General features: G+C 57.9%; 21 protein-coding genes and 1 pseudogene. 16 read left to right on the top strand and 6 right to left on the bottom strand.

Annotated elements, in window-relative coordinates; all coding sequences use genetic code 11:
• Positions 1-72: 72 nt before the first annotated feature.
• A complete protein-coding gene (gene argF / locus C1N56_RS16550) occupies positions 73-1,080 on the bottom strand; it encodes an ornithine carbamoyltransferase (protein WP_136545806.1) in 1,008 nt (335 codons plus the stop codon).
• Between the two features lie 162 nt (positions 1,081-1,242).
• Between argF and rraB the strand changes: the two genes are divergently transcribed.
• Both rraB and C1N56_RS16540 read left to right on the top strand, forming a co-directional pair.
• Positions 1,243-1,662 (top strand): ribonuclease E inhibitor RraB, encoded by a 420-nt coding sequence (gene rraB, locus C1N56_RS16545; RefSeq protein ID WP_010615961.1) that lies wholly within the window; start codon positions 1,243-1,245, stop codon positions 1,660-1,662.
• A gap of 56 nt (positions 1,663-1,718) precedes the next feature.
• Complete coding sequence (locus tag C1N56_RS16540) at positions 1,719-2,480, top strand: tRNA isopentenyl-2-thiomethyl-A-37 hydroxylase MiaE (protein ID WP_394516881.1); 762 nt, start codon at positions 1,719-1,721, stop codon at positions 2,478-2,480.
• Between the two features lie 162 nt (positions 2,481-2,642).
• Here C1N56_RS16540 and C1N56_RS16535 read toward each other — a convergent pair whose 3' ends face one another.
• Together C1N56_RS16535 and C1N56_RS16530 are read right to left on the bottom strand one after the other, a co-directional pair.
• A complete protein-coding gene (locus tag C1N56_RS16535) occupies positions 2,643-3,125 on the bottom strand; it encodes a YlaC family protein (protein ID WP_021507677.1) in 483 nt (160 codons plus the stop codon).
• Between the two features lie 102 nt (positions 3,126-3,227).
• A pseudogene (locus tag C1N56_RS16530) lies at positions 3,228-4,943 on the bottom strand (flagellar biosynthesis protein FlhA); the annotation flags it as partial.
• Here C1N56_RS16530 and C1N56_RS16525 point away from each other — a divergent pair.
• The 6 genes from C1N56_RS16525 (at position 4,933) to C1N56_RS16500 (ending at position 10,703) form a co-directional block, all read left to right on the top strand.
• On the top strand, positions 4,933-5,835 hold the full coding sequence (locus C1N56_RS16525; protein ID WP_236569444.1) for a flagellar motor protein MotB: 903 nt from the start codon (positions 4,933-4,935) through the stop codon (positions 5,833-5,835). The pseudogene C1N56_RS16530 and the gene C1N56_RS16525 overlap by 11 nt on opposite strands.
• 258 nt (positions 5,836-6,093) lie before the next feature.
• Positions 6,094-6,696, top strand: a complete 603-nt coding sequence (locus C1N56_RS16520; protein WP_021507674.1) for a hypothetical protein — start codon at positions 6,094-6,096, stop codon at positions 6,694-6,696.
• A gap of 125 nt (positions 6,697-6,821) precedes the next feature.
• The gene (locus tag C1N56_RS16515) at positions 6,822-8,261 is read left to right on the top strand and encodes a circularly permuted type 2 ATP-grasp protein (RefSeq protein WP_058770669.1); all 1,440 of its coding nucleotides are present in this window, start codon (positions 6,822-6,824) and stop codon (positions 8,259-8,261) included.
• A complete protein-coding gene (locus tag C1N56_RS16510; RefSeq protein WP_394516880.1) occupies positions 8,255-9,184 on the top strand; it encodes an alpha-E domain-containing protein in 930 nt (309 codons plus the stop codon). Before C1N56_RS16515 ends, C1N56_RS16510 begins: the two co-directional genes overlap by 7 nt.
• Complete coding sequence (locus C1N56_RS16505; protein WP_058759558.1) at positions 9,181-9,981, top strand: transglutaminase family protein; 801 nt, start codon at positions 9,181-9,183, stop codon at positions 9,979-9,981. Before C1N56_RS16510 ends, C1N56_RS16505 begins: the two co-directional genes overlap by 4 nt.
• A gap of 17 nt (positions 9,982-9,998) precedes the next feature.
• Complete coding sequence (locus C1N56_RS16500) at positions 9,999-10,703, top strand: proteasome-type protease (protein ID WP_031279727.1); 705 nt, start codon at positions 9,999-10,001, stop codon at positions 10,701-10,703.
• A gap of 49 nt (positions 10,704-10,752) precedes the next feature.
• Here the strand turns inward: C1N56_RS16500 and C1N56_RS16495 are convergent, their stop codons facing one another.
• The gene (locus C1N56_RS16495) at positions 10,753-11,421 is read right to left on the bottom strand and encodes a response regulator transcription factor (protein ID WP_325925163.1); all 669 of its coding nucleotides are present in this window, start codon (positions 11,419-11,421) and stop codon (positions 10,753-10,755) included.
• A 227-nt stretch (positions 11,422-11,648) separates the two neighbouring features.
• On the opposite strand from C1N56_RS16495, the gene C1N56_RS16490 reads away from it, so the two are divergent.
• Entirely contained in the window at positions 11,649-13,352 is a 1,704-nt protein-coding gene (locus C1N56_RS16490) for a lysophospholipid acyltransferase family protein (RefSeq protein ID WP_058780393.1), read from the top strand.
• Positions 13,353-13,608: 256 nt separating this feature from the next.
• Positions 13,609-16,452 carry a sensor domain-containing protein gene (locus C1N56_RS16485; protein WP_394516879.1) on the top strand — a complete coding sequence of 948 codons (2,844 nt, stop codon included), beginning with the start codon at positions 13,609-13,611 and terminating at the stop codon, positions 16,450-16,452.
• Positions 16,453-16,515: 63 nt separating this feature from the next.
• Here C1N56_RS16485 and ftnA read toward each other — a convergent pair whose 3' ends face one another.
• Positions 16,516-17,022: a non-heme ferritin gene (gene ftnA, locus C1N56_RS16480; RefSeq protein WP_394516878.1), complete on the bottom strand. Its 507-nt coding sequence runs from the start codon at positions 17,020-17,022 to the stop codon at positions 16,516-16,518.
• Between the two features lie 457 nt (positions 17,023-17,479).
• Here ftnA and C1N56_RS16475 point away from each other — a divergent pair, with 457 nt between their 5' ends.
• Genes C1N56_RS16475 through C1N56_RS16465 form a run of 3 tightly spaced genes read left to right on the top strand, consistent with a single transcriptional unit; the run spans position 17,480 to position 19,725 of the window.
• Complete coding sequence (locus C1N56_RS16475) at positions 17,480-18,148, top strand: nucleoside recognition domain-containing protein (protein ID WP_021507665.1); 669 nt, start codon at positions 17,480-17,482, stop codon at positions 18,146-18,148.
• Positions 18,138-18,611, top strand: coding sequence for a YjiG family protein (locus tag C1N56_RS16470; protein ID WP_021507664.1), 474 nt, complete (start codon positions 18,138-18,140; stop codon positions 18,609-18,611). The genes C1N56_RS16475 and C1N56_RS16470 overlap by 11 nt, the downstream gene beginning before the upstream one ends.
• A gap of 10 nt (positions 18,612-18,621) precedes the next feature.
• Positions 18,622-19,725: a M20 peptidase aminoacylase family protein gene (locus tag C1N56_RS16465; RefSeq protein ID WP_058759555.1), complete on the top strand. Its 1,104-nt coding sequence runs from the start codon at positions 18,622-18,624 to the stop codon at positions 19,723-19,725.
• A gap of 6 nt (positions 19,726-19,731) precedes the next feature.
• Here the strand turns inward: C1N56_RS16465 and C1N56_RS16460 are convergent, their stop codons facing one another.
• A complete protein-coding gene (locus C1N56_RS16460) occupies positions 19,732-20,346 on the bottom strand; it encodes a hypothetical protein (RefSeq protein WP_336699601.1) in 615 nt (204 codons plus the stop codon).
• Between the two features lie 313 nt (positions 20,347-20,659).
• Between C1N56_RS16460 and prfC the strand changes: the two genes are divergently transcribed.
• From prfC to C1N56_RS16445, 3 genes are all read left to right on the top strand, one after another.
• Entirely contained in the window at positions 20,660-22,249 is a 1,590-nt protein-coding gene (gene prfC, locus C1N56_RS16455; RefSeq protein ID WP_394516877.1) for a peptide chain release factor 3, read from the top strand.
• A 259-nt stretch (positions 22,250-22,508) separates the two neighbouring features.
• Entirely contained in the window at positions 22,509-23,099 is a 591-nt protein-coding gene (gene osmY / locus C1N56_RS16450) for a molecular chaperone OsmY (protein ID WP_021507660.1), read from the top strand.
• Positions 23,100-23,197: 98 nt separating this feature from the next.
• On the top strand, positions 23,198-23,359 hold the full coding sequence (locus tag C1N56_RS16445; RefSeq protein ID WP_007893192.1) for a DUF1328 domain-containing protein: 162 nt from the start codon (positions 23,198-23,200) through the stop codon (positions 23,357-23,359).
• The last annotated feature ends 171 nt before the right edge of the window (positions 23,360-23,530 follow it).

The following is a 23,530-nucleotide window of genomic DNA, read 5'->3' as shown; positions in this document are numbered from 1 at the left end:
GCGCATTATACGCATTCACTGAGCCGCATCAAGCAGAAATCACGCGCGAGGTAAACGTTTGCGCCGTGCAGGTTAGCGCTGACTCAGCGTCGCCACCATCACCGCTTTGATGGTGTGCATGCGGTTTTCCGCCTGGTCAAACACCACGCTATGGTCGGATTCAAACACCTCGTTGCTGACTTCCATGCCGTCGTGCAGACCATACTGTTCGGCCATCTGCCGTCCGAGCGTGGTTTGGTCATCATGAAACGCGGGCAGGCAGTGCAGGAATTTCACTTGCGGATTGCCGGTCAGCGCCAGCATCGCGCTGTTAACCTGATAAGGACGCAGCAGGGCGATGCGCTCTTCCCACACCGATTTCGCTTCGCCCATTGATACCCAGACGTCGGTATAGATGAAATCAGCACCCTGCACGCCTTCGGCAATCTCTTCTGTCAGGGTGATTTTGCCGCCGGTGTGCTGCGCTGCCGCGCGGCACTGCGCCACCAGCTCCTCTTCTGGCCAGCAGCCTTTCGGTGCCACCAGCCGCAGATCCAGCCCCACCAGCGCCGCCGCTTCCAGCATACTGTTGCCCATGTTGTTGCGCGCATCGCCGACGTACACCAGCGTCATCTGGTTCAGTGCTTTGCCCGGCAGATGCTCCTGCATAGTCAGCAGGTCAGCCAGCAGCTGCGTCGGATGGAACTCGGTGGTCAGGCCATTCCACACCGGCACGCCGGCATATTCGGCCAGCGTTTCCACCAGCGCCTGGCCGTAGCCGCGATACTGAATGCCGTCATACATGCGTCCCAGTACGCGCGCGGTATCTTTCATCGACTCTTTATGGCCGATCTGGCTGCCGCTCGGGCCGAGATAGGTGACGTTAGCGCCCTGATCGTAGGCGGCAACTTCGAAAGAGCATCGGGTACGGGTCGAGTCTTTTTCGAAGATGAGCGCGATGTTTTTGCCTTTCAGGTACTGGGTTTCGCTGGCGTTTTTCTTTGCCTGTTTTAATTCACTGGCGAGTGATAACAAACCGGTGATTTCGGCTGGGGTGAAATCCAGCAATCTCAGGAAATGTCTCGAATACAGCTGACTCATACTGCGCTCCGCATTACATCAATAATGAATTAAAATTCAATCTAACCGTATGAATATGCATTTTCAACCCCAGCGATAAGAAACTTTCTGTTTTGTGTAGTGGCGCGCGAGGCAGTGTGGGAAAATAATTGCATTCACTGCCACCATTTTGAGGACACGCCCATGGCATACGAAGCATTGCTGGAAGAACAGCGCGAAGAGACGCGCCTGATCATTGAAGAGTTGCTGGAAGACGGCAGCGATCCGGATGCGCTTTACACCATCGAGCATCATCTCTCCTGCAACAACTTCGACTCGCTGGAGAAGGCCGCGGTTGACGCTTTCAAGCTGGGCTATGAAGTCACCGAGCCGGAAGAGCTGGAGCTGGAAGACGGCAGCACCGTGATGTGCGTCGACATCCTGAGCGAATCGGCGCTGAAGCCGGAACTGATTGACGCGCAGGTTGAGCAGCTGGTGAATCTGGTCGGGAAATACAACGTCGATTACGACGGCTGGGGCACCTACTTTGAAGATCCGGATGCCGAAGATGAAGACGACGGCGAAGAGATCGACGACGAAGACGATGACGGTGTGCGTCACTAAGCCCTGACGGGCGGCACATGCCGCCCGGTAATTTTCCTGCCAGTTAAGAACCTCCGATGAATTACGCTTCGCTATTAGACCCCATTCACCAGTTTTTACAGTGCCGCACGCCGCAGGCGTGGATTGATGAAGCGCGCAAGCCGGAAAATCTCACGCTGCTGCTTACCGATCATATGGTATGCGAGTTGAAAGCGGCGCAGACCGCGGTGTGGCTGATCCGCAAATACGTCGCGGATAAACCCAGTGGCGACGCGATCCTGGCGTGGCTGCAGCCGTACGAAGATTTTATTTTCGGCGAGAATCACGACAGCGATTTTATCAATGCCCACAAGAATCTCAGCAAAAGCATTATTGTGCGTAATGAACTGCCGTGGGCTGATGAGATGGTGGAAAAGATGGTGCTGCTGATCAAAGAGGAGCTGCACCATTTTTATCAGGTGTGGGAAATCATGCAGGCGCGCGGTTTGCCCTATCGCAAGATCACCGCCAGCCGCTACGCCAAAGGGCTGCTGCGTGAAGTGACCACCCATGAACCGGAAACGCTGGTGGATAAACTGATTTGCGGGGCGTATATCGAAGCGCGTTCCTGCGAGCGCTTCGCCAGCCTGGCGCCGTACCTGGATGCGCAGCTGGAGAAGTTTTACATCTCGCTGCTGCGTTCCGAAGCGCGCCACTATCAGGATTACCTGACGCTGGCGGCACAGATTTCACCGAAGGATATCGCGCCGCGCGTGCGGGCGATCGGGGCAGCAGAAGCGCGCTTGATCAGCGAGCCGGACACTGAGCTGCGCTTTCACAGCGGCGTGCCGGCGTTTTGATTTGGTGCGCGCGGCGAAACTTCCTGACCCAGCCTTCAGGCGTTGTCTTACTAACCGCCTTATCTTTACATAACTTCTGTGTAAAGACGCTGGGGGTAGTAATTAAGCAGTGAGTCATTAAAGACTTATAAATACCATGGAAGCAGGAATGAATTTGCCCGATCAGATCTTCGCGGCGCGCTGATGGCCCCAGGTCAGGTAGTAGACATCATAAAAATCCACTTCTCCTTTCTGCTGCATCAGGCGATCGATGCCGCTGCGCACGCGCTCGGGCGTGCCTGGATTCTCCAGGATCTTGTCCAGCGCCTGCTGTGAGACCGGCTGCACGTAATACCACTCGCCGTTGTAGCACACGCGCAGATCCAGCGTATCGATGTCCTCGAAGCGGTATTTCGGGTTGATGTCCAGCAGCATCAGAAAACTCATCACCAGCACGAACACCGTGGCGAACCAGAAGGCCGGCCAGCCGAGCATCTCAGTCGAGAAAATCAGCGCCACGCACAGGCCGTAGCACAGGTACATCACGCCCCACAGCCCCGGATGGGTTTTCAGGAAGTTAAAGCTAAAACGCGGCAGATTATCGCGCCGCTCTTCGCGGTTGAGCGTGTCGATTTCATCGATCAGAATTTGTTTAATCGCGTCCATTATTCACCTCTGAATATCACTGCCTGCCAGTAAACCACATAACAGTGAAGGGCGGCAGAGACAGATCAGCGGTGTTTTTTTATAACAGTTTTCCGCAACGCATCAGCTCACCTGCCCGACAATCTGCAGATTGGCATCGTCCGGTACCTCGTTATACGACAGCACATTCAGCCCGCTGGCGAACAGCCGGGCGTAGCGCGCAATCAGCGGCCGCAGCTGCGGCGTCACCAGCAGCACCTGCGTCAGGTTCTGCGCTTTCAGCTGCTCCATCATCACCGGCAGCGTGCTCTGCAGCTGGGTGAGAATGTTAGGGTCGACCGGGAAACTGTCCAGCGCCACTTTGCCGCCCTGCTGCGCCTGATTGAGCGCTGCCAGCAGCAGGTTTTCCAGGCTGTTATCCAGCGTATAGGCCGACAGCGGTTTGTTGTCCGGCGCAATCGCCGCCACCATGGCGCGGCGCAGCGCATAACGCACGTCGGAGGTCAGCAGGATCGGATCTTTGGTGATCGCCACGCTCTCCAGCAGCGTGGTGGCGATGGTGGTGATGTCCTTGAGCGATACCTGATCGTTGAGCAGCAGACGATACACCTTGAGCTGCAGACTGTAGTTCACTGCCGCGTTGAGATCCTCCGACAGCTTCGGTGCCACGCTCGCCAGCCGCTGATGCAGCTGAGTAATATCATCGTAGTTGAACAGCTCTGGCAGGTTTTCGCGCACCACTTTGTTGACGTGCGTGGCCACCACGCTGGCGCAGTCGACTACCTGATAACCCAGATTCAGCGCTTTGGCTTTCTGCTCCGGCAGGATCCAGGTCACCGCCATACCGTACGCGGGATCGGTATCCAGCAGGCCGTCAATCTCACCGTACTGATCCGGCGTCGGCAGCGCCATCAGGCGGTCGGCGTGCACTTCACCCACCGCGGTGCGAACGCCGTTGATCTTGATGGCGTACTGCGACGGCTTTAAGTGGAAATCTTCACGCAGGGCGATCTCCGGCAGCAGCACGCCGCTGGTTTCTGACACCACCTGGCGCACGCCGCGCATACGCTGGGTCAGCGGCGCGCCTTTGCCTTTGTCCACCAGCGTGACCAGCTTGTAGCCCAGGTTAAGGCCGATGGGCTCGACCAGCGGAATATTGTCCCAGCTGATGGTCGGCTGTTCGTCCGGCTGCGCCAGCGCCTGATTGATCGCCTCCATGTCGACATGGCTTTGCGTCGGCTTCTGCACTACGCGGCTCTGGCGCCACGCGGCGAACAGCAGCAGGGCGGTGAAGACGAGGAACACCATGTGCGGCATGCCCGGCACAATCGCCAGCACAAACATCACGCCCGCGGCGGTATACAGCGTGGCCGGTTTCGCCAGCAGCTGCGACTTCACTTCCTCGCCCATGTCAGCGCCGTCGCTGATGCGCGTCACGATGATCGCCGCCGCCGTCGACAGCAACAGCGACGGGATCTGCGCCACCAGACCGTCACCGATGGTCAGCAGCACATACTGTTCGAACGCCTGGCCGGCCGGTAAACCGTGTTTGAATACGCCGATCAGGATGCCGCCCAGCACGTTGATCAGCAGGATCATGATGCCGGCGACGGCGTCACCGCGCACAAACTTGGAGGCGCCGTCCATCGCGCCGTAGAAGTCCGCCTCGTTGGCCACATCCTGACGCCGCACGCGCGCCTGTTCCTGATTGATCAGCCCGGCGTTGAGATCGGCGTCGATCGCCATCTGTTTGCCCGGCAGCGCGTCGAGGGTAAAGCGCGCCGACACCTCAGAAATACGCTCGGCCCCTTTGGTCACCACCACAAAGTTGATCATTAAACGCGGCGGCAGGAAAGCGCATCACGGGGCTCACGGCGGCGCATGGAAGGTGGCCTTTGCCGACTTCACGCTGGCGATGATGGCGCTGTTTATGGTGCTGTGGATCATGGGCGCCGTCACCGAAGACGAGCGTAAGGAGATTGTCGCGCAGCTCAACGGCACCTCGGTGTTTAACGGGTCCGGCTTTAATCCGTTCGATGTCGAAACCGGACGCGGCTCCGCCATCATTGGTGAAACGCTGGCGATTGCGCCGCCGACCGAGGGCGCCACCGTCAGTGACACCAGCGCGGAAAACAGCGACAGCAATAGCAATGCAAGCCAGCCGCAGGAAGATCTGGACAGCGTGCTGTCGCGCTCCGACGCCGAGCTGGCGCAGCTGCGTCAGCAGATCCAGAGCATCATCAACAGCTATCACGCTCAGAACCTGCTGACACTGGAAACCCTGCCGCAGGGGCTGCGTATCCTGATTCAGGATGACCAGGATCGCATGATGTTCCCGCGCGGCAGCGCGGTGCTGACGCCGTTTTACCAGCGTCTGCTGACCGAACTTGGTCCGGTGTTTAACCGTATCGACAACAAAATCATGATCAGCGGCCACACCGACGCCGCGCAGTACAGCGGCAACGCGGCGTACAACAACTGGAATCTCTCCGGTGACCGTGCGCTGGCGGCGCGGCGCGCGCTGGAGCGCGGCGGGCTGGAAAGCACGCGCGTGCTGCAGGTGAATGCCATGTCGTCCCGTATGCCGCTGGACAAAGCCGATCCGCTCAGCGCACGTAACCGCCGCATTGAAATCATGGTGCTCACCGAGGCGGCAGCCGAGACGCTGTTTCAGTTTTATGGTCGCGAAGGGGAGAACGTGGTGAAACCCATCGCTGACCGCCTGCGATAACCTGTCAGTGCCTTTGAATCAACTGTTGATTCTACCGGTGGCGAAATCCACCGGTTTTTTTTTGCCTGTTTTTAGCTGCGGCAGACGCCGGGTAAACGAGGCGCGCCATGGCATGCCACGAAATGTTAAATATGTTAATAAGTAATTTGGCTTTAGTAAGCTAAATCATTCTTTTATGTGAATTTTGCCGGTGTGCGCACATTGCAATGCCCGGTGGCTTTGCCACAATTAGGCAACGTGGCTATCCGGAGAAAGAGTATGTCTGCCCAATCTTCCAGTCTGCTGTTACTGATGTCTTTCGCCGCCGGTACCTTTTCCGCGGGATCGTCAGGTAACCCGCAGCATTTAATGTTATCGCTGCCGTCCGGCGGTGTACCCAATAATCCGCTGCCGCTGATCATCTGGCCGTGCGTGGTGCCGGAAGAGGAGGAGGACAGCGCGGCCTGGTTTGAAAAAACCTTTAGCGCCAGCGGCTGGCCTGCGGCGTGGCGCGCGCCAATTTTTCCTTACACCCACTATCATCCCAACACCCATGAGGTACTGGGCGTCGGCGCGGGCTGGGCGGAAGTGCTGTTTGGCGGCGACAGCGGCCGCATGGTGACGCTGCGTGAAGGGGATGCGGTGCTGATCCCGGCCGGCGTGGGCCATAAACAGGTGTTTGCCTCCGACGACTTTTTCACCGTTGGCGCCTATCCTGAAGGAATGTCACCGGAAACCGTGCGCGACGAACCCTCCCGGCTGCGCGCGTCGAAAGAGCAGATCCAGCGCGTGCCGCTGCCGGATCGCGATCCGTTTACCGGCGGCGAAGGAGCAATGACCGAAATCTGGCTGCCAGTGGCGCAGCAGCTGATGCACCAGTAAGGTGCAAGGCAAGGATTATCCGGCGCGGCTCCGCTTTCGGGGCGCGCGTGCCGTTGCGGCGGCGGGCCTCTGGCACACTTTGTGCAGGAGAGAAGTCAGGTCCTCTGACAAGCGCCGGGTAAATCATGAAAGCACGCGACCAGATAGCATCAACCTTCTACGATGAGATGTTGCAGAGCGACGGTCAGCACCGCGCTCACTATCAGCATTACTGGGAATGGTTACAACAGGCGGACAAAGAGGCGGTGGCGCGTAAACGTGAAGAGGCAGAACTGCTGTTTCATCGCGTTGGCATCACCTTCAACGTCTACGGTGACGATGGCGGTGCCGAGCGGCTGATCCCGTTCGACAGCGTGCCGCGCATCATTCCTGCCAGCGAGTGGGCGATGCTGGAACGCGGCATTCGCCAGCGCGTTCAGGCGCTCAACGCCTTCCTGCACGATATCTACCATCAGCAATATATTCTCAAAGCCGGCATCGTGCCGGCCGAGCAGGTGCTGGTTAACGATCAGTATCAGCCCTGTATGCAGGATGTCGATCTGCATCGCCAGATCTACGCGCACATTACCGGTGTCGATATGGTACGCAACAGCGACGGCGACTATTACGTGCTGGAGGATAATCTGCGCACGCCGTCCGGCGTCTCCTACATGCTGGAAAACCGCAAAATGATGATGCGCCTCTATCCGGAGCTGTTTGCCGCGCAGCATATCGCGCCGGTGGAGCGCTATCCGTCGCACCTGTTGCAGACGCTGCGCGAAAGCTCGCCGGTTAACGATCCGGTGGTGGTGGTGCTGACGCCGGGACGCTTCAACAGCGCCTACTTCGAACACAGTTTTCTCGCCCAGCAGATGGGCGTGGAGCTGGTGGAGAGCGCCGATCTGTTTGTCAAAGACGGCGCGGTGCTGATGCGTACCACCGCCGGGCCGTGCAAAGTGGATGTGATCTATCGCCGCGTGGATGACGCGTTTCTCGATCCGCTCGCCTTCCGGCCGGATTCGATGCTCGGCGTGCCGGGATTACTGTCGGTATACCGATCCGGCAATGTGGTGCTGGCCAATGCGATCGGCACCGGCGTCGCCGATGACAAGTCGATCTATCCGTACGTGCCGGAGATGATCCGCTACTACCTTGATGAAGATCCGATCCTCAACAATGTGCCTACCTGGCAGTGCCGCAAGCCGCAGGATCTGAGCTACGTGCTGGCCAATCTGGCGCAGATGGTGGTGAAAGAGGTGCACGGTGCCGGCGGTTACGGCATGTTGATTGGCCCGGTCGCCAGCCAGCAGCAGCTGAGTGAGTTCCGCGAACGGCTGCTGGCGCGGCCGGATAATTACATCGCGCAGGATACACTGTCGCTCTCCACCTGCCCGACCTTTATCGACAACGGTCTGGCGCCGCGCCATATCGATCTGCGGCCTTTTGCGCTGTACGGCGCGGATATCCGGCTGGTGCCGGGCGGCCTGACGCGCGTGGCGCTGACCGAAGGCTCGCTGGTGGTGAACTCGTCGCAGGGCGGCGGCACCAAGGACACGTGGGTGCTGGAGGATGACACATCATGCTAAGCCGGACGGCCAGTGGCCTTTACTGGATGGCGCGCTATCTGGAGCGCGCAGAACAACTTGCCCGGGTGCTGGATGTGACCCATCGCCTGTCGCTGATGCCGGTGCGCAATCGTCAGGGCGACGAACTACTGTTGCCGCTCAACCTGACCGGTACGCGTCAGCTGTTTGAAACCCTTAACGGGCGCTGCACCATGCCGCAGCTGTTCAACTTCTTCGCGCTGGATGAGCGTAACCCGAGCAGTATTTTCAGCTGCTGGCAGGCGGCGTGGAACAACGCGCACGCGGTGCGCGGCAGCCTCTCATCCGAAGTGTGGGAAAGCATTAACTCGACGTGGATTGAGATGCGCAACACGCGCCGCCGCGGCATCTCGCCGGCCGGTGCCGACAGCTTCTTTGACTGGGTGAAAGAGCGTTCGCATCTGTTTCGCGGCGCGATGTCCGGCACGCTGCTGCGCGGCGATGCGCTGCGTTTTATCCGGCTTGGCACGCTGATGGAGCGCAGCGACGGCACCGCGCGGCTGCTGAGCGTTAACCAGCAGCTGCTGGAGCAGCATCCCGACACGGTACGGGAATATTTCTGCCTCGACAGCCTGCTGCGCGCGGTGTCGGCGCGCGAGGCCTACAACGCCATCTTTAAGCAGCAGCTGATGCCGCCGCTGGTCAACGAAATGCTGATCCTGCGCAGCGAAAGTCCGCGCTCGCTGCACTCCTGCATTGAAGAGATCGCCAGCCAGCTGGAGCAGATTGGTAGCAGCGGCGAGGATCGTCCGCGCTATCTCAGTACGGTCCTGCTGGCGGAGATGCGCTTCAGCACCTGGGAAAGCCTGACGCGCGACGGCCTGCAGCCGTGGCTGGACCATTTTCTCAGCCGCATCAACGCGCTGGCGGAGAGCATCAATCACACCTATCTGGAGGCGAAATGAGACTGAACATTGAGCACAAAACCTGGTACGCCTATGAGCAGCAGGTAAAACTCAGCACCCAGTATCTGCGCCTGACGCCGCAGAATTCGGTGCACCAGCAGGTGCTGTCGTGGCAGCTCGATCTGCCGTGTGAGGCGACGCGCACGCTGGATGCTTACGGCAACGTGCTGCACGTGCTGACGCTGGACAGGCCGCATCAGCTGCTGGAGATTGCCGCGCGCGGCGTGGTCGAGATTCTGGATGCCAGCGAGCTGGCGCCGGATCCGCAGTCGACGCTGTCGCCGCTGGTTTTTCTGCGCGCTACGCCGCTGACCCAGCCGGACGGGGCAATCCGCGACTTCGCCCGGCGCTACTGGCAGGCGGAAAAACCGCTCGCCAGCCTGGAAAAACTGATGGACGAGCTGCTGCTGAAAATGCCGTACCAGCCCGGCAGCACGCAGGTAAGCGACAGCGCGGCGAAAGTGTTTGCTGCCGGCAGCGGCGTTTGCCAGGATCACAGCCACGTGTTTCTCGCCTGCTGTCGCAGCCTGGGGATCCCGGCGCGCTACGTCAGTGGCTATCTGTATACTGACAACGTTGAACACGTTGCTACCCATGCCTGGGTTGAAGCCTGGCTGGATGGCAGTTGGCACAGCTTTGATATCACCAATAACACGCGCAGTACGCGGCAGCATTTGCGGCTGGCGGTGGGCGTCGACTATCTCGATGCCTGTCCGGTGCGCGGCATTCGTCTGGGCGGCGGCGGTGAAGATATGCTGGCGGTGGCTGCGGTGCAACAGGTGCACGGGCAGCAGTAATCGGAACAGGCGTAACTATGACTTATTGTGTGGCAATGCGTTTATCGGCCGGGATGATTTTTGTCTCGGATTCACGCACCAATGCGGGCGTGGATCATATCTCCTCGTTTCGCAAACTGCATGTGTTTCAGGTGGACGATGAGCGCACGCTGGTGCTGCAAAGCGCCGGCAATCTGGCGACGACGCAGAGCGTGATGAGCCTGCTGCGGCGCAACTGCAACGACAGCGAGCAACCCAATCTGCTCAACGGGCGTTCGCTGTACGACATTGCGCTGCTGGTAGGCGCCACGCTGCGTGAAGTGATTGCGCGCGACGGCGAGGAGTTTGGCGGCACGCTGCTGCTGGGCGGGCAGATTCGCGGCGAAGAGCCGCGGCTGTTCCAGATCTATCCGCAGGGCAACTTTATTGAAGCCAGCGTCGACACGCCGTACTTCCAGATTGGTGAGAGCAAATACGGTAAGCCAATTATTGACCGCGTGCTGCGCTATGAGACCTCGCTCAGCCAGGCGATGCAGTGTGCGTTGATCTCCATGGATTCGACGCTGGCGAGTAACATCTCCGTCGGCCTGCCGCTCGACGCGATGGTTTACCACAGCGACAGCTTTAGCGACAGCGAGCAGTACCACATCACCGAACAGCATCCCTACTTTTCCCAGATCCGCCAGCTGTGGAGTAAAGGGTTGCTGAGCGTGTTCTCTCAGCTGCCGCCGCTCAAGCTCTGACCTGCTGCCCGGTCGTCACGCTGGCGGACCAGACCGGGCCGGGTTTGACTCACACCAGCTCATTGGCGCGCGCCGCCGTATTAATTCCGCTAATCCCTTTCAGGCCGAGCTTACGCAGAATTTTAATTTTATAAGTGCTGATGGTTTTACTGCTCAGCTGTAATTGTGAGGCGATCTCTTTATTACTCATCCCGGAGGCCAGTTTCACCAGCACAATCAATTCGCGGCGCGTTAAACTCATCAATTTCTCGCTTTCAATCAGCTCGGCGGCATCCGCCGCACTGTGCGTGACCGGATAAAAACGTTTTCCGCGCTCGACTTCTTTTATTGCTGTCAATAAAGTTTCCAAATCGCCGCGTTTACACACATAGCCTTCTACCCCTAACTGCAGGCAACAGCGTTGATAAAACAGGCTTTCTGAGGCGGTAAAAACAATGATTTTTTGCTGCGGCAAAATACGTTTAATGTCGGCAATCAGCGGAATGCCCGCGCGGCCGGGCATGGTCAGGTCCAGCAGCACCACGTCTGGCTGCGCATGATGTAATTCGCTAATCAATAAATCGCCTTTGTTGGCAATGCCTGCAACCGAATAGTCATAAGCGTGCAGCAGTGCCTGAATACCCGCACAGATTAATGGGTGGTCATCAACTATAAATACCGAATGAATCATATGTGTAGTCCAAAAATAAACAAAAAAAAGAATGCAAGGAATAAACACCGATGAAAATTCATTAGCAGAGGTGTGACCAGATTAATTCACGGGTCTTAAGAATAAGATTTAAGTCCTGTCTGGAAAATTCTCATTTAAGGTAAATTTGACTTTTTTATGCGCCAGCACAAAGCGCGCCGATACTTTTTCCTGTCCGCATCTGCCGTGGTCATAAATCTGAAAACAAGCCGTTTTAACGTCAGGGGAATAAACCGCTGCGTATAAAAAGGTGCACCATGTTTTCCGTTGATCAGCTTCTCAATACTTACTGGCCAGGCCAGCAGCCGGCGCACTGGCAGAAAAGCCTGCTGAAGTGGGCGGTGCGTGAACAGGAGTTTCAGGACTTTGCCCAGCGCTATCCGCATCTGAAAGGGGTGGATATGGTGGAGCAGGTGCTGGAACACCTGGATGTGCGCTGTGAGCTCAGCGAACGCGACCTTGAACAGATCCCGACGCACGGGCCGGTAGTGATCGTCGCCAACCATCCGCTTGGCGCGCTGGACGGCCTGGCGCTGCTGGCGGCGGTATCGCAGGTGCGGCGCGACGTGAAAATCGTTGCCAACCGCATGCTGATGATGCTGGAACCCATCAACAACCTGATGCTGCCGGTGGATAACATGGGCAACCGCACCAGCCGCGAGCAGCTGACGCGCATGCAGCAGCATCTCGACAACCAGGGCGCGCTGATTATCTTCCCGGCCGGTGAAGTCTCGCGCCTGTCCAGCCGCGGCGTGCGTGACCGTCACTGGCACCACAGTTTTCTGCGCCTGGCCGCCCGCGCCCGCGCGCCGCTGGTACCGGTGCACGTGGCAGGACGTAACAGCCTGGCGTTTTACGCCGCGGCGAAGGTGGCGGCACCGCTGGCGCTGCTGATGCTGGTGCGCGAAATGTTCCGCCAGCGCGGCACGCGCATCAAACTGCATATCGGCGAGCAGATTCCCTTCGCCAACTGGCACGATGGCCATACGCCGGGCAAAGAGCTGGCGAAGCGGCTGCGCAAGCATCTGTACCGCATCGGTCAGGGACGGCGCGGTCTGTTTCTTACCGAAGCCGCCATCGCCCGCCCGGAAGATCGCGCTGAGCTGAAAAAAGCGTTGCTGGAGAGTGAACGGCTCGGGACGCTGCCGGACGGCAAACAGATTTACCTGTGGCGGCGCAACGGGGCCAGCTGGGTGCCGCTGCTGCGTGAACTGGGCCGGCTGCGCGAAATCGCCTTCCGTGCGGTGGGCGAGGGCAGCGGCAGGCGGCGCGATCTCGACAAGTATGACGATGATTACTATCACCTGATTTTATGGGATGACGAGGCGCTGGAGATTGTCGGGGCCTACCGTTTTATTCCCGGCGCCGAGCAGCTGGCACGGCGCGGGCTGCAGGGCATCTACAGCGACAGCCTGTTCCACTATGACGAGCGCATGCTGCCGATTATTCAGCAGGGGCTGGAACTGGGGCGCAGCTTCATTCAGCCGGCCTACTGGGGCAAGCGCGGGCTGGATTATTTATGGATGGGCATCGGCGCTTACATTGCGCGCTATCCGCAGACGCGCTACCTGTTCGGTCCGGTATCAATCTCCGGCACCATGCCGCTGGCGGCGCGCGATCTGCTGGTGGCATTTTACCGTCTCTACTTTCCGACCGACCTGCCGCTGGCGAAGTCGCGCCGCCCTTATCCGGCGTCGCTGCCGGAGGTGCTGGCGCAGTTCACCGGCGATAACTACGCCGACGATTTGCGGCGTCTCAAGCATTTGCTGGCTAATCTCGGTACCGCGATTCCGACGCTGTACAAACAGTATTCGGAAGTGTGCGAGCCGGGCGGCGTGCAGTTTATCGATTTCGGCAGCGATCCGGATTTCAATCACTGCATTGATGGTCTGGTGCTGGTCGATCTGTCACGCGTGAAACCCGCACGTTATGAGCGCTATATCGGCATGCATTTAACCTGAACGCGCCAGATGACGTCAGTTAATGCCACCTGACAGCACGCCGCCGGAGAATCTCCGCGCGGCGTGCTGTCAACTTTGCGCAATAAATCCACTATCCCACTGAACATTTTCTCGCCACTGCCGATAACCACACTACCAACTTTTGTCTGCGGATGATTTGCGCTTGTAAGCGATGCGCTTTTGCGTTTAAGTCTGCCTGAAGATTAAGAATTATCTTAACTGCGCATCGAGACCAGGCCAGCATAGGCGAACAACAATGAACAATAACTCAGACGTAATGTACCGGCTACTGGTGCAGAGCGTGGTGGATTACGCCATCTACATGATTAAGCCGGATGGCACGGTGGCTAACTGGAACATCGGGGCGCAACGCGCCAAAGGCTATACCCCCGAAGAGATTGTCGGGAAGAATTTTGCGCTGTTTTACAGTGAAGAGGATCGGCGCAACGGCGCGCCGCAGCGCGGTCTGGCCATCGCCACCGCCACCGGGCGCTATGAAACCGAAGGCTGGCGCTATCGCAAGGACGGCAGCGCCTTCTGGGCGCACGTGGTGATCGACGCCATCCGCGATGAGTACGGCGAATTGCTGGGCTTTGCCAAAATCACCCGCGACTGCACCGAACAGCAGGCGCAGCAGCGTAAACAACAGGAACAGGAGCAGCGTTTCCGTTTATTGGTTGAAGGCGTAACGGACTACGCCATCTACATGCTCGACCTTGACGGCAACGTCGAAAACTGGAACGCCGGCGCGCAGCGCGCCAAAGGCTACGTGGCCGAAGAAATTGTCGGCCAGCACTTCTCGCGCTTCTACAGCGCACAGGATCGCCTGAACCATATCCCGGAACGCAACCTGACCACCGCGTTTAAAACCGGTCGCTTTGAAGACGAAGGCTGGCGCTATCGCAAAGATGGCAGCGCCTTCTGGGCGCATGTGATCATCGACGCGATTCGCGATGACGCCGGCAAACTGATCGGCTATGCCAAAATCACCCGCGACTGCACCGAACAGCAGGCGCTGCTGCGCAAACAGCGTGAATACGAGAAAACCTTCCGCCTGTTAGTGGAAGGCGTGACTGATTACGCCATCTACATGCTGGATTTACAGGGCCGGGTGGTGAACTGGAACGCCGGCGCGCAGCGCGCCAAAGGCTACATGGCTGACGAGATCGTGGGCCAGCACTTCTCCGTGTTCTACGGCTCACCGGAACGTCAGGCGCGTACGCCGGATGCCAATCTGGGCATCGCGCTGAAAACCGGTCGCTTTGAGGACGAGGGCTGGCGCTACCGCAAAGACGGCTCCGCCTTCTGGGCGCATGTGGTGATTGACGCGATTCATGATGAAGAGGGCAAAATGATCGGCTTTGCCAAGATCACCCGCGACGTCACCGAGCGGCGTGAGCACGAGCAGCAGCTGCTGCGCGCGCGCGATCTGGCGCAGGCGCAGAGCGCCAAAATGTCGGAGCTTTCCGGCTTCCTCGACACCATCATCAGCAATATTCCCTCCTGCGTGATCGTCGAAGACGCCATCAGCCGCGAAATCCTGATGGTGAATGACAAAGCCGAGCAGCTGTTTGGCTTCAGTAAGTCGCTGATTATGCATAAGCGGCCGCACGAATGTATGTCGGCGGAACTGAGTGACTACTTCAACAGCCTGGCGGATATCGCACTGCGCAGCGAAGGCATCCACGCGCGCGAGCAGCTGTTACTGACCGCTGGCGGTGAGCGGGTGCTGCACACGCGCGCCACCACCATCAGCGGCAAAGACATGCGGCAGAATTACGTGATGCTGATTGTGGAAGATGTCACCGATCAGCGCGAAGCCGATGCGCGCATTCGTCACATGGCGCATCACGATAATCTTACCAGCCTGCCGAACCGCATCCTGTTTCGCCAGAAGCTGAGCGAGGCGCTGCGCGTCGATCAGCAGCAGGGCCAGACCAGCGCCACGCTGTGCCTCGATCTGGATAACTTCAAGAACGTGAACGATGCGCTGGGGCATCAGATCGGTGACGATCTGCTGCGGGTAGTGGCGAAGCGGCTGCGCAGCGTACTGCGCGATCAGGACACGCTGGCGCGCATCGGCGGCGATGAGTTTGCCATCGTGCTGCCGAACGTGCGTAACGCCGATGAGGCTGCGATCGTGGCGCAGCGCCTGATCGAGGCGATCTGCCCGCCGGTGAATGTTGAAGGCCACAACCTGTCGGTCGGGCTGAGCGTCGGCATCGCGCTGACTTCGCAGGCCACCAATACGCCGGAACACATGCTGCGCTGCGCCGACATGGCGCTGTATGAAGCCAAGCGTAACGGCCGTAACCGCTATGAGCACTTTACGCTGGAGATGGATAATGTGGCGCGCAGCCGCCGGGTGATCGAGAACGATCTGCGCGAGGCGATCACCGGACGGCAGCTCAAGCTCTACTATCAGCCGATCACCAACGAAACCGGCATCATTGGCTATGAGGCGCTGATGCGCTGGCATCATCCGATCAAAGGATTGATCATGCCGAATGACTTCATTCCGATTGCCGAAGAGACCGGGCTGATCCATATGCTCGGCGCCTATGCGCTGTACGAAGCCTGCCGCGAGGCGCAGAGCTGGGAAACCGAACAGTCGGTGTCGGTGAATCTGTCGCCGCTGCAGTTTAAGAACAGCTCGCTGGTGTCGGTGGTGGAGGGCGCGCTGCGCGAATCCGGCCTGGCGCCGCATCGGCTGGAGGTGGAGATCACCGAATCGGTGCTGCTGGATGATACGCTCGGCAATATCCGTACGCTGCAGAGCCTGAAAACGCTGGGCGTGCAGATTGCGCTCGACGACTTCGGCACCGGCTACTCGTCGCTCAGCTATCTGCGTTCGTTCCCGTTCGATAAGATCAAAATCGACAAGTCATTTATCAATGATATGGGCGACAGCCGCGAGGCGCTGGCGATCATCCGCGCGATTACCGGCATGAGCCGCAGCCTGGATATTCAGATCACCGCAGAGGGCGTGGAGAGTAATGAGCAGTTTGTCCGGCTGCGCGAAGAGGGCTGTACGCTGTTCCAGGGCTACCTGTTTGGCCGGCCACAGCCGTCGGAGCTCAGACTGAAGGCGCTGGAGTAAGCACAAAAAACGCCCGACAGGGTCGGGCGTAGTGCATGCTGCTGTGCATAATCTTTATTATTTTTACTGGCTGTGGCCTTCGACGTTCATGCGGCCCAGATCTTTGTCCACCAGGAACAGACCTTCGCCTTTGTTGCCCACCAGCGCCAGCTTGTCCAGCACGGTTTTGAACAGCTTCTCTTCTTCGTGCTGCTCGGCAACGTACCACTGCAGGAAGTTAAAGGTGGAGTAATCCTGCGAAGTCAGCGCGGCGTGCACCAGTTCATTGATTTTGCTGGTGATCAGCTGCTCGTGCTTCAGCGCTTCTTCCAGTACGTCATTCAGCGAGGTCCAGCTCACCGCCGGCGCGGCGATGCTGCCCAGCACCGGCAGTGAACCGGCATCGCTGACGTAATCGAACAGCTTCTGCATATGCTGCATCTCTTCGCGCGAGTGCATTTTCAGGAACGAGGCGGCACCTTCGAAGCCTTTGTCGCTGCACCAGGCGCTCATCTGCAGATAGAGGTTGGCGGAGAAGAATTCGAGATTGAGCTGGTCGTTCAGGCGTGAGGTCATTTCAGCGGTTAACATGGCTGAGTCCTTTTTAATTTGTCAGGTGAAGTACGGCGAATTATGCATCAATCTATACTTTTTTGTGAAGGTTTTTTCGTAAAAAAGTTGAATTTATCTTATTGATTATAAATGGAATTATTCCGCTAGTTGAATGCGAAGAATTCTCAATTTTGACTAATTTTCATTCACAGTCCGCAGCACTGTTTTAGTGCAGCTGCGTTGCCTGCTGGCGGTGCAGCGCACAACTGCACCGATCACTTCTTCGCCAGTCACCCCGCCGATAAAATAAGCACTGGCGCAACCAGCAATAAACCTGACACGGCGATTTAAACGCTTATTCTGGCTGCTGCTTGTTACTGAACAAAATTAGCCATAGCGAAATTAAAGAAAGTACGCATTGGCATAAATCCTGCTTGGTTAATAGTTCCGTATATTGCAACCACGTCTGGCAGAAATAGGGCCAGCAGGAGAAAAGATGTCTGAAGAAAAAATCATGGCCGCGCCACAAACGGTCACGGCAAGCGCCGGAAATTATCTCGCGCTGATACTGGCAATACTGTTTTTTTCCGGTTTGCTTTATAAGGTCGAAGGCTTTAGCTGGCTGGGCGCGTTTGATTTCACCACGCTGGGTGGCAGCTTTGGCACCATCAAAGAGTCAGGTTCCACCTTTCTCGGTGCCGGCGGCATCAGCGCCAAAGCCGGCTTTCTGTTCGCGCTGTCGCTGGCACCTACTGTAATGCTGGCGCTGGGCGTGCTGGAGATTTTCACCCACTACGGCGCGATTCGTGCCGCCCACACGCTGCTGACGCCACTGCTGAAACCGCTGATGGGGTTGCCGGGACGCTGCGGCCTGGCGCTGATTACCGATCTGCAAAGTACCGATGCCGGTGCGGCGCTCACCAAAGAGATGGCGGATCAGCAGCAAATCGGTAAAAAAGAGCTGGTGGTGATGAGCGCCTGGCAATATTCCGGTGCCGGACTGATCAATAATTATTTTGCCATTGGCTCGGCGCTATTTGCGTCCATGAGTGCACCAATCATTATTCCGCTGCTGTTAATGTTTGTGCTGAAATTCGTCGGTGCGGCATTTGTCCGTTTTGTGTTAAACAGTGTTTATAAGAAGGATTTTGCTGATGTCAAATAACGTACAGACGCGGGTCAATAATAATCCGTTTGATATTTTTATTGTCGGCGCGCGTAAAGGCTTCCATATTGCTATTCACAATCTGATGCCCAATGTGGTGATGGCCTACGTACTGGCGGAAGTGCTGAATCTGCTCGGCATCATGCAGTTTCTTGGCCACGCGTTTGCACCGCTGATGGGAATTTTCGGTTTGCCCGGCGAGGCGATCACCGTGCTGCTGACTGCGTGGCTGTCATCCTCGGCCAGCGTCGGGGTGGCGGTAAGCCTGATGGCGAAAGGCCTGCTGAGCGGTACCGACATCACTATCCTCGCACCGGCGATTTTTCTTATGGGTTCGCAGTTGCAGTACATGGGCCGCCTGCTGGGCGTCGCCGATGTGCCGAAAAAATACTGGCCGCTGCTGATGCTCACCAGCATTATCAATGCGGTTATCGCTATGTTCGTGATGCGTTTTTTTGTTTAGGAGCGAAACGGTGTCCAGAGTTCTCGATCACTACCATTTTCTGCATGAAATCCCCGAGCTGGGGTTTCAGGAAGTTAAAACCTCGGCCTACATCGCCGGCCAGCTGGAACAGGCTGGCATTAAGGTCACGCGCGGCATCAACCAGACCACCGGCATCGTGGCAGAAATCGACAGCGGCGTGCCGGGCCCGGTGCTGGCATTGCGCGCCGACATGGATGCGCTCGGGCATGTGATCGACGGCGTTGCCTGCGCCCGCCATACCTGCGGCCATGACGGCCACTCGTCGGTGGTGCTGACCGCCGCACAGGAGCTGCTGCAGGAAGGCGCTATTAAAAAAGGGCGGCTGAAGCTGCTGTTCCAGCCGGCTGAAGAGCTGGGGGCCGGCGCGCTGGCAATGATTGAGGGCGGCGCGCTGGATGACGTAGAGATGATTCTTGGCTTCCATTTGCGCCCGCTGGAGGAGTGCCAGGTCGGGCAGGCGACGCCTGCGGTGATCTATTCAGCGTGCAGCACGCTGGAGGCCACCATTAAAGGTGTTCCGGCCCATGCCGCACGACCGCATCTGGGCGTCAATGCGCTTGATGCAGCAGTCCAGGCGGTGCAGGCGGTGAACAGCATTCATCTGGCACCGGGCCTCACCTGGAGCGTAAAAGCGACGCGCTTCCTGTGCGACGCCGGCGTGACCAACTCGGTGCCGGACGAGGCGCGCGTGGTGTGGGATCTGCGTTCGCAGGAGAACGCGCCGATGGAACTGCTCAAAGAGAAAGTCAGCCAGGCGATTCAGCACAGCGTGGCCGCGCTGGGCGCAACCGCTGAAGTGGTGGTGCTGAAAGAGATGCCGGCGGCGGAAATTGATGCCGATGCCACCGCGCTGCTGAGCGCCGCGATTGTCGATGTGCTCGGCGAGCAGGGATTACTGGCGGCGAAAACCACGCCGGGCAGCGAGGATTTCTTCTACTATCCGGTGAAAAATCCGCAGGTGAAAGCCGGTTTCTGGGGGCTGGGAACCAATCTGGTGCCAGGACTGCACCATCCGCAGATGCGCTTTGAGCTGAGTTCGCTAGAGATCGGCGTGAAGATCTTCAAGGCGGCGGTGGTGCGCATGCTGGGATAACGCGCCTCAGCGCGCGCCCGCGCCTACGGTCTGGTTCCACACCATCTCATCAAGCAAAATCGAGCTGTGCTGGCTGGTCTCAATCACCAGTGAGACCGGCTTCATGCCAGCGAAGCAGAACACTTCGTGGCGCTTTTTGCTGGCGTTCAGGCGACGAAACGCCACGATGCGTCCGGCACGGTTGTAGAAGCGCACTTCGCTAAAGTAGGTGTTGAGACCGATGTAGCTCAGCACTAAGTCGTGCAGCGGCGGCAGATCAAACTTCACCAGCGTCTGCCGCTCAATCACCAGCGCGCACTTGTCACTGTCGGCGTGATACGGTGCTAACGACACCGCGCCCCGGCGGGCGGTGACCGACAGCGCGGCGTCCAGCATGTACGGATACTCCGGGACAAAATGCTGACCGGCAGAAAAACCGGGGCGCGGCGTGAGCAGATAATGCAGGTGCGCCGGCAGGCTGCTGCGGGAAAAATCAGCGCGGCCGGTGGCAGGCAGCACTGGGTTATCCGGCGCGTTGATCAGCAGCATCTCGCCGGGTTTGCAGTACATCTGCGCGGGCGACGACAGGGCGGCGTTTCGGTGCGACGGGCTGTAGGTATGTGGGTTAAGCTGTAGAGTCATTTTGCTGTCCTTGCCGGGGTGACGGTTACGGACAGGCATTCTCAGTCAGACATCGCTTAGTGTTTACAAGACATGTCCTGAACTGCGCGAGCATCGTCTCATCCTGCCGCAGATTCCCCCGCCTGCTGAAATATTGTATGCTATGCCGCCTCAATGCTGATGGGATCCGGACTGCCGCCAATGTAGATCGCACACACCCTGCTGTGACCCGACGCGCATGCGTCGCCATTGGCACCGTTATCCGCCGGACTGGCTCCGGAATGATTTATTCGCAGCGCGCCGCTCGCGCGTTGCCCTGAAGAAGAATTCACTCATGTCTATTGCTCCCTTTTTAGAAGAAGTGGCGCGCCGCCGTACCTTTGCGATCATCTCGCACCCGGACGCCGGTAAAACCACAATCACCGAAAAAGTCCTGCTGTTCGGACAGGCGATCCAGACCGCCGGTACCGTTAAAGGTCGCGGCTCCAGCCAGCATGCCAAATCAGACTGGATGGAGATGGAGAAGCAGCGCGGTATCTCCATCACCACCTCGGTGATGCAGTTCCCCTATCGCGACAGCCTGGTTAATCTGCTGGATACCCCCGGGCACGAAGACTTCTCGGAAGATACCTACCGTACGCTGACGGCGGTGGACTGCTGCCTGATGGTGATCGACGCCGCGAAAGGGGTTGAGGATCGTACCCGCAAGCTGATGGAAGTGACCCGTCTGCGCGACACGCCGATCATCACCTTTATGAACAAACTGGACCGCGACATTCGCGATCCGATGGAACTGCTGGATGAGGTCGAGAGCGAGCTGAAAATCGCCTGTGCGCCGATCACCTGGCCGATTGGCTGCGGCAAGCTGTTCAAAGGCGTGTATCACCTCTACAACGATGAAACTTACCTGTATCAGAGCGGCAAAGGCCACACGATTCAGGAAGTGCGCGTGGTAAAAGGGCTGGCGAACCCGGAACTGGACGCGGCCGTCGGCGAAGAGCTGGCGCAGCAGCTGCGCGACGAGCTGGAGCTGGTGCAGGGCGCATCGCACGAGTTCGACAAAGAGCTGTTCCTGAGCGGCGAAATTACGCCGGTGTTCTTTGGTACCGCGCTGGGCAACTTTGGTGTCGATCACATGCTGGATGGTCTGGTTGCCTGGGCGCCGACGCCAATGCCGCGCCAGACCGATACCCGCAAAGTCGAAGCCAAAGAGGAGAAGTTCAGCGGCTTCGTGTTTAAGATTCAGGCCAACATGGACCCGAAACACCGTGACCGCGTGGCCTTTATGCGCGTGGTGTCCGGCAAATATGAGAAGGGCATGAAGCTGCGTCAGGTGCGTACCGGTAAAGATGTGGTGATTTCCGACGCGCTGACCTTCATGGCGGGCGACCGTTCGCACGTTGAGGAAGCTTATCCGGGCGATATCATCGGCCTGCATAACCACGGCACCATCCAGATTGGCGACACCTTCACCCAGGGCGAAACCATGAAGTTCACCGGTATTCCGAACTTCGCTCCGGAACTGTTCCGTCGCATTCGCCTGCGCGATCCGCTGAAGCAGAAACAGCTGCTGAAAGGGCTGGTCCAGCTGTCGGAAGAGGGCGCCGTGCAGGTGTTCCGTCCGGTGCACAACAACGATCTGATCGTGGGTGCGGTGGGCGTGCTGCAGTTTGATGTGGTCGTGGCGCGTCTCAAGAGCGAGTACAACGTTGAGGCGATTTACGAGGCCATCAACGTGTCGACCGCCCGCTGGGTTGAGTGCAGCGACGCGAAGAAGTTCGACGACTTCCAGCGCAAAAACGAGATCAACCTGGCGCTCGATGGCGGTGACAACCTCACCTATATCGCCCCGACCATGGTCAACCTCAACATCACGCAGGAGCGCTATCCTGACGTGACCTTCCGTAAAACGCGCGAGCACTAAGTTCGCCGTCTTCACCGGGCTGCAGCTTTCTGCCGCCCGGTTTTCTCCGATACAGACTCCTCTTAATTGCGCTGCGGTTATCGCTTTTTGGCGAGATATCAACCACAAAAGCCAGCAAAAGCTGTAATCCCTACTATGATTATTCTGTCGGACGAGAAAACGGACCTGTGGGTCTGATTACGTCCATCACGCAGCAACGTGGTGTGTTGCTGGCGCATTCGCGGTTGCGAGTGGGTTAACTGATAGAAGGATGATATCGATGAATAAGACTAAGATTGCTAAAACCCTGATTGCTGCACTGGCCGGTACTGCGCTGTTAAGCGGCGCGGCAATGGCGGCTGATACCAGCAGCAGCGCGGGTTCCAAAATCGATAGTTCTATGAAAAAAGTCGATGGCTTTATGGATGACAGCGGCATCACCGCCAAAGCCAAAGCCGCACTGGTGGATGATGAAGCAATTAAAAGTACGGATATCTCAGTAAAAACGCAGCAAGGCGTGGTTACGCTGAGCGGTTTTGTCACCTCGCAGGACCAGGCCGAGAAGGCTGTGGCGCTGGTGCAGAAGGTGGAAGGGGTTAAATCCGTCAGCGACAAACTACACGTCAGAGACAGCAAACAGAGTTCATTGAAAGGTTATGCAGGTGATGCAGCAACCACCAGTGAAATAAAAGCTAAACTTTTAGCAGATGACATTGTGCCATCGCGCAACGTGAAGGTGGAAACCACCGATGGTGTGGTACAGCTGTCCGGGGAAGTGGCGAATCAGGCCCAGTCCGATCGGGCTGAGAAGATCGCCAAAGCCATTGAAGGCGTGAAAAGCGTGAAGAATGACCTCAAGGTGAAATCTTAACGCAACCGGAACGGCATCACCAACGGTGCCGTTCCGTATTAAAAACAGTGATGTGAAGAATAAGCAGTTCGATTTTCACTATGGTAAAGGAGAGGCTTATGTTTCGTTGGGGTATTATCTTTCTGGTCATCGCTCTGATTGCTGCAGCATTAGGTTTTGGCGGTCTGGCGGGTACGGCAGCATGGGCAGCTAAAATTGTCTTTATTGTCGGTATTATTCTGTTCCTCGTGAGCCTGTTTACCGGGCGCAAACGACCCTGACCCACTGCGTTAACCATGTTAACCCGCTAGTCACATAAAGCGGAGGCCAGTCATTGCCACCATTGAAGGTGCGCCGCGACGATTGCAGGATGCGGTTGGTCAGGGAACGACAATGACTGGTTCTCCGGGATGCTGATTGAGCGCCTCCCTCAGAGCAGCAAACACTGAGGG

The sequence above is a fragment of the Pantoea sp. SGAir0175 genome (assembly GCF_043547855.1).
This window is presented reverse-complemented; position numbering and strand designations above follow the sequence as displayed.